The sequence below is a fragment of the Bacteroides sp. UBA939 genome (assembly GCF_002293435.1).
In the GTDB taxonomy this organism is placed as follows: Bacteria; Bacteroidota; Bacteroidia; order Bacteroidales; family Bacteroidaceae; genus Bacteroides.
Genome location: NZ_DBDF01000167.1, coordinates 317 through 6,192 on the forward strand (window position 1 = coordinate 317; position 5,876 = coordinate 6,192).

The following is a 5,876-nucleotide window of genomic DNA, read 5'->3' on the forward strand; positions in this document are numbered from 1 at the left end:
TCATTATTAACACTAATGTATAGAAGCTGTTTTGAATTTATTCCTAATTAATTTTATCAGTCTCTTTTAAGTTTGTTTTCAGTCTCTTTTCTTGTTTTTATGAGGAACATAGCGCGCTATGTGACGAGTGAAAACAGGAAAAAACAGACCGAAAAGAAGCTCAAAACAAGCTGAATAAAAAACTTTTTGAGGAAAATTTAAACAGGCTCTAAATAGATAAAGAAAATATAGTATTAAACAACAAGCGTAACATGAGAAACCAAAAGAAATGGATGTTGGCAATAGGATTATTAGCATGTTCTGTAGCAATGACGGCACAGCAACAAAGTGATATATTGTCAGTATCGGCTTCCGCAAATGCAGAGAATGCTGCTCTTGCCTTTGATAAGAATGTAAAAACAATGTGGACACTTCCCCCTCAGTCATTACAAGCGGGGCAATGGCTGATGTTCACTATTCAGCAACCCGGAGATGTTTGCGAACTGAACCTCCAGATGCAGGGAATCAACAGGAACGAACTGAAGGATGCATTGGACATCTTCGTCACTTACGACCCGATGAACCTGGGTAACCCTGTAGACTACCGCATTGAAGGGAACGACAAACAGATGAACATCAAGTTCAACCCCAAATATGGAGCACACGTCAAGTTAGATTTCAAACCTGGGAAGTTGGCAAAGCCCTTCTCCTTAAAGGAAATCTCGGTACTTGTGGCAGAAAAGGTCTTAACAGACAGCAAGGGGGAAGTAGCCGACCGTCGCTATATGGATGCCGCACTCCCTGTAGAAGAACGCGTGGAAAGCCTGCTGGCTGTAATGACACCGGCGGATAAAATGGAACTGATTCGTGAAGGCTGGGGTATTCCCGGCATTCCTCATTTGTATATACCGCCCATCACGAAGGTAGAAGCAATACATGGCTTCTCGTATGGCAGCGGCGCCACCATCTTCCCGCAAGCTATATCAATGGGAGCTACCTGGAATAAGAAACTGACGGAAGAAGTGGCCACGATGATTGGCGACGAAACGAAAGCTGCCAATACAAAGCAGGCATGGTCGCCGGTGCTGGATGTAGCACAAGATGCCCGTTGGGGACGTTGCGAGGAGACTTTTGGTGAAGACCCCGTACTGGTTTCGCAATTAGGAGGCGCCTGGATTAAAGGGTATCAATCCAGAGGTCTGTTTACCACTCCCAAACATTTCGGCGGACACGGCGCTCCGTTAGGTGGGCGCGACTCACATGACATTGGTTTGTCCGAACGTGAGATGCGTGAGGTTCATTTGGTTCCCTTCCGTCATGTAATTCGCAACTACGACTGTCAGTCCCTGATGATGGCTTACTCCGATTATATGGGAATACCGGTTTCCAAGAGTAAGGAGCTATTGCAACAGATTCTGCGTCAGGAATGGGGCTTCAACGGATTTATCGTCAGTGACTGCGGCGCTATCGGAAACCTGACAGCCCGTAAGCACTATACGGCAAAAGACAAGATTGAAGCCGCCAACCAGGCATTGGCTGCCGGTATCGCAACCAATTGCGGTGATACCTATAATGATAAGGAAGTGATTCAGGCTGCAAAAGACGGACGCATCAACATGGAAGACCTGGATAATGTATGCCGCACCATGTTGGCTACCATGTTCCGCAACGAACTCTTTGAAAAGAATCCCAGCAAACCATTGGACTGGAACAAAATCTATCCGGGATGGAACTCGGACAGTCACAAGGCAATGGCGCGCCGGGCAGCACGCGAATCAATCGTAATGCTGGAGAACAAGGATAAGCTTCTTCCTTTGTCGAAGACCTTGCGTACGATTGCGGTACTGGGTCCGGGAGCAGATGATCTTCAACCGGGCGATTATACCCCCAAGTTGCAACCGGGACAGTTGAAATCAGTATTGACAGGTATCAAAGCCGCAGTTGGCAAGCAGACAAAAGTCCTCTACGAACAAGGATGCGACTTTACCAGCCCTGATGCAACAAACATTCCCCAAGCAGTGAAAGCCGCTTCCCAATCGGATGTCGTGATTATGGTATTGGGAGACTGTTCTACCAGCGAAGCCACCAATGATATCCGCAAAACGTCCGGAGAGAACAACGACTGGGCAACATTAATCCTTCCGGGCAAACAGCAGGAACTGCTGGAAGCCGTGTGTGCTACCGGAAAACCGGTGGTATTGATTCTTCAGGCAGGCCGTCCTTATGATATCCTGAAAGCATCCGAAATGTGCAAAGCCATTCTGGTAAACTGGTTACCGGGACAGGAAGGCGGTCCGGCAACGGCCGATGTACTGTTTGGCGATTATAATCCCGCCGGTCGCCTGCCGATGACTTTCCCGCGCCACGTAGGTCAGCTTCCTTTATATTATAACTTCAAGACTTCGGGACGCCGTTATGAATACGTAGACATGGAATACTATCCTCTCTATCGTTTCGGATTCGGACTCAGCTACACTTCTTTTGAGTATTCAAACCTGAAGATACAGGAAAAGCCGAACGGAAACGTGACGGTTGAAGCCACGGTAAAGAACACTGGAAGCATCGCCGGTGACGAAGTAGCCCAGTTATATGTTACGGATATGTACGCCACTGTAAAGACTCGCGTGATGGAACTGAAAGACTTCACCCGCATCCATTTGCAACCGGGAGAATCGAATACCGTTTCCTTTGAACTGACCCCTTATGACATTTCATTGCTCAACGACCGCATGGACAGGGTGGTAGAGAAAGGAGAATTCAAGTTCATGGTAGGAGGAATGAGTCCTGACTATAAAGCCAACGATCAAATTAAACACAGCGTAGGCTATAGCGACAGTAAGAAAGGTGTTTCCGGTATGCTTGACTATACTCACCAGTTTGCCGCCAACTTCGCACTTGCCATATCCAAGGTTGAAGAGAACCTGGTGACGAATCAGAAGACCGTGTGGGTAAGCGTCAGGAACAACGGCACATTGATGGATGTAGGTAAAGTAGAAATGTTTGTAGACGGTAAGAAAACAGGAGATGCTATTCACTATGAACTGGGAGCGGGAGAAGAAAAGCTGATTCCGTTTAAACTGACCAAGGAGAATAAGCAACCGGTTGCTTTTACTACAAAATATAAAATGGTGTCTTTATGAAAACGATAGGATATAGGAAACTCTTGTTGATAGGCGCTTTCTGCCTTTGCTCGTGCCTTTCAGTGTGTGCGCAAGAGGTGTACAGGAATGAAAACGCTCCTGTACACGAGCGGGTGATGGATTTGATTTCCCGTATGACGGTGGAAGAGAAGATAAGTTTGCTGCGTGCCACTTCTCCGGCTATTCCCCGTTTAGGTATTGATAAATACTATCACGGTAACGAGGCATTGCATGGAGTCGTTCGTCCCGGACGCTTCACGGTATTCCCGCAAGCCATCGGATTGGCGGCTACCTGGAATCCGGTGTTACAGAAGCGAGTAGCTACAGTGATTTCAGACGAAGCACGCGCCCGCTGGAACCAACTGAATCAGGGTAAAGAACAGAAAGAGCAATTCAGTGATGTGCTTACTTTCTGGTCGCCTACCGTGAATATGGCTCGCGACCCTCGTTGGGGGCGTACTCCTGAAACCTATGGAGAAGACCCTTTCCTGAGCGGAATCATGGGAACTGCTTTCGTACAGGGCTTGCAAGGAGACGATCCCCGTTATTTGAAGATCGTTTCTACTCCCAAGCATTTTGCAGCCAACAATGAGGAACATAACCGTTTTGTCTGCAATCCGCAGATTTCGGAGAAGCAATTGCGCGAGTATTACTTTCCGGCTTTCGAAATGTGTGTGAAGGAGGGAAAGGCAGCTTCTATCATGTCCGCCTATAATGCCCTGAATGACGTTCCCTGTACACTGAACGCCTGGCTGTTACAGAAAGTGTTGCGTCAGGATTGGGGATTTCAGGGATATGTAGTTTCCGATTGCGGAGGACCTTCCCTGTTGGTCAGCGCCCATAAATACGTGAAGACGAAGGAAGCGGCTGCTACCTTGTCAATCAAAGCAGGGCTGGATTTGGAATGCGGAGACGACGTTTATGATGAATATCTGCTGAACGCATATAAGCAATATATGGTATCGGAGGCCGATATTGATTCCGCCGCCTACCATGTACTGACGGCGCGTATGAAGCTGGGACTTTTCGACAGTGTGGAGCGGAATCCGTACACCAGGATTTCACCATCAGTAATTGGTTCCAAAGAACATCAGCAGATAGCTTTGGATGCTGCCCGCGAATGCATTGTTCTATTGAAGAATCAGAAAAACATGCTTCCGCTGAATGTCGGCAAAGTAAAGTCAATAGCCGTAGTGGGCATTAATGCCGGCAAATGTGAGTTTGGCGATTATAGCGGCGCTCCGGTAGTAGAGCCTGTTTCCATATTGCAAGGCATCCGGAACAGGGTAGGCGATAAAGTAAAGGTGGTGTATGCTCCCTGGAAGTCGGCAACTGACGGTCTGGAACTTATTCAAGGCGAGAGCTTTCCGGAAGGACTACGAGCGGAATATTTCGATAATCCCCGCCTGGAAGGTACACCGAAAGTACGCAAGGAGGCTTGGATCAACTTTGAACCTGCCAATCAGGCGCCCGACCCGTTCCTTCCCAAGTCTCCGCTTTCTATCCGTTGGACGGGTAAGCTGAAACCCGCCATCTCCGGTCATTATACATTCAGCTTTACTTCAGACGACGGTTGCCGTTTGAGTATTGACGGACAACTGTTGGTTGACGCCTGGAACGGACATGCAATATCCACAGACTCGGCTTCCATCTATCTTGAAGCAGGAAAAGAATATCAATTGAAAGCGGAATACTACGACAACCGGGATTATGCCATTGCGAAGTTGCAATGGAAGGTTCCGCAGATAGGGAAAGCCACCCGGCTCGATTTGTATGGAGAAGCCGGGAAGGCAGTCCGCGAGTGTGAAACCGTGATTGCCGTGATGGGAATCAATAAGTCGATAGAACGTGAAGGGCAAGACCGTTATGACATTCAGCTTCCGGCAGACCAAAGAGAGTTCTTGCAGGAAATCTATAAAGTGAATCCTAATATCATAGTTGTTCTGGTGGCAGGCAGTTCATTGGCTATCAACTGGATGGACGAACATATACCGGCCATAGTGAATGCCTGGTATCCGGGCGAACAGGGAGGAACAGCCGTTGCCGAAGTATTATTTGGCGATTATAACCCTGCCGGACGTTTACCGCTGACGTATTATAAGTCTTTGGACGAATTGCCTTCATTCGATGATTATGACGTTACCAAAGGGCGCACTTATAAATACTTCAAGGGGGATGTGCTGTATCCTTTTGGTTACGGGCTGAGTTATTCTTCCTTTAAATATAGTGACCTGAAAGTGAAGGGCGAAGGGAACGAAGTCACAGTGTCTTTCCGCTTAAAGAATACGGGAAAGAGGAAAGGTGATGAAGTCCCCCAAGTGTATGTGCGGATACCGGAACCCGGTGGTATTACTCCGATAAAAGAGTTGAAAGGCTTTCAGCGTGTTCCCTTGAAAGCAGGAGAAAGCTGTCTGGTGGAAATCAAACTTAATAAGGAATTGCTTCGTTACTGGGATACGGAGAAAGAAGGATTTGTAGTGCCGAAGGGAGAATGCGAGATTATGGTCGGCGCTTCTTCCAAAGATATTCGTTTGCAGATGAAGTATATGGTGGATTGATGATACCACAGTGCATCACACCGGAACCGATTGCACTGCACTGAAACCGATTGCTGCACCACACTGAAACCGATAAATTCATCTCACGAGACGAATTTTTCCGTCTCACGAGATGAATTTTCTCGCTTCGCGGGATGAATTCAGGGGGAAATACAGATTTCTCCCTCCCAGGGTTTTGGGTTCTTCGTCACTTTAGGTG

At 47.6% G+C, this 5,876-nt stretch carries 2 protein-coding genes; both read left to right on the forward strand.

Translation table 11 applies throughout. The features are described from left to right. Positions 1–251: 251 nt before the first annotated feature. Entirely contained in the window at positions 252–3,119 is a 2,868-nt protein-coding gene (locus B2Z67_RS10565) for a glycoside hydrolase family 3 C-terminal domain-containing protein (protein ID WP_291529796.1), read from the forward strand. Beyond that, on the forward strand, positions 3,116–5,677 hold the full coding sequence (locus tag B2Z67_RS10570) for a glycoside hydrolase family 3 C-terminal domain-containing protein (protein WP_291529797.1): 2,562 nt from the start codon (positions 3,116–3,118) through the stop codon (positions 5,675–5,677). The genes B2Z67_RS10565 and B2Z67_RS10570 overlap by 4 nt, the downstream gene beginning before the upstream one ends. Positions 5,678–5,876: the final 199 nt, after the last annotated feature.